Origin of the sequence: Pelotomaculum terephthalicicum JT (assembly GCF_022410535.1) — a bacterium.
Classification (GTDB): Bacteria; Bacillota; Desulfotomaculia; order Desulfotomaculales; family Pelotomaculaceae; genus Pelotomaculum_D; species Pelotomaculum_D terephthalicicum.
The window spans coordinates 1-1440 of sequence record NZ_JAKNBL010000091.1 but is presented as its reverse complement, the minus strand read 5'-3'; the positions used below and the strand labels follow the sequence as shown (position 1 = coordinate 1440).

At 56.7% G+C, this 1440-nt stretch carries 2 protein-coding genes; both read right to left on the bottom strand.

All coding sequences use genetic code 11. The features are described 5' to 3' along the window. On the bottom strand, nt 1-763 hold a 763-nt coding region (locus L9W92_RS18585), incomplete at its 3' end, for an ABC transporter permease (RefSeq protein ID WP_240085227.1). Then, on the bottom strand, nt 760-1440 hold a 681-nt coding region (locus tag L9W92_RS18580; RefSeq protein WP_240085226.1), incomplete at its 5' end, for an ABC transporter ATP-binding protein. The genes L9W92_RS18580 and L9W92_RS18585, both read right to left, overlap by 4 nt.

Here is a 1440-nt window from a genome sequence, read left to right as displayed (position 1 = left end):
TGGTTCCCGTCAGGCGGTGCCTTTGCCGCAAAAGATTCTCAATGCTGCTTTGGACATAGCTCATGCTTTCCTGGGAGTCGGTCTGCACGTTAATCATCCTGACGTAATTTACCCCGAGCATTCTTCTTTGGGCGGTTGTTATGGGTATGTAGATCACGTCGTCCTGGTCCTGGCCGCCCATGGAGGCGCTTTTGGACTTGAGCACGCCGACCACGGTAAAGCTCAATTTATTAATCCTGATGGTCGTGCCGACCGGCTCCGTACCGTCGGGATAAAGGTTGTCAACCACCGTTTGGCCCAGCACAGCCACCGGAGTGGCTCCCGTTACGTCATCCTCGGTAAAGAACGAACCGGAAGTGGTCGGCCAGTCCTTGATCAGCTGGTATTCCGGCGTGGTCCCGTCAAACTGAGTGGTCCAGGTCTGGCTGGCGTACCCGACCGTGGCGCTTGAGCTTAGCTCGGGCGCCACATAGACCACCTTGTTCAGTTCGCTAATGGCTTCCGCATCTGCAACGGTAAGGGTGTTTACGTTTCCCCCGGACCCGCGGACCGCTCCCTGCCCGGCCCCGGCGGATACCATCAGCAAATTCGAGCCCATGCTGGAAATCTGGTCCGATATCTTCTTGCTGGCGCCCTGCCCCACGGAAATCATGATGATTACAGCCGAAACGCCGATGATGATGCCGAGCATCGTCAGGGAAGCCCTCAGCTTATTTGCCTTTATGCCGTTTGCCGCCACCTCAAAGTTGTTGGCGAGATTCATGCGCCTGCCTCCGTTTCCGCCGGGAAGGCCGCCAGGTCTTCCGCGGCGTTCCGTTGCTGTGGCACGGGAGCGTCTTCCGTGATCCGGCCGTCCCTTAAATTAACCAAACGGCGGCAGTACTGCGAGATATCCTTTTCATGAGTAACCATGACCACGGTAATGCCTTTTTCCTTATTCAGCTGCTGGATCAAAGAAACTATCTCAATACTCGTTTTAGAGTCCAGCGCGCCTGTCGGTTCGTCCGCCAGGAGCAAAGAAGGGTTGTTCACCAGGGCGCGGGCGATGGCGACCCGCTGCTGCTGGCCGCCCGACATCTGGTTAGGATAATGGCCCAGATATTTTGCCAGGCCGACCCAGCTCAAGGCTTCCTCGGCCCTGGCCGCCATTTCACCCTTATCTGTCCCGGCGTAGATCATCGGCAGCTGGATGTTGGCCTGCACGGTCATCCGGCCCAGCAGGTTGAAGCCCTGGAAAACAAAACCGATTCTTTTGTTGCGGACTGCGGCCAGCTTATTTTTGTCCAGTCCAGAGACGTTTTCTCCGTCGAGATAGTAGGCGCCTTCGGTTGGTTTGTCCAGACAGCCGATAATATTCAGCAAGGTGCTTTTGCCGGAGCCGGAGGAGCCCATAATCGCCACCATTTCTCCCTGGGTGACGGTCAGGTCGATGCCTCTTAA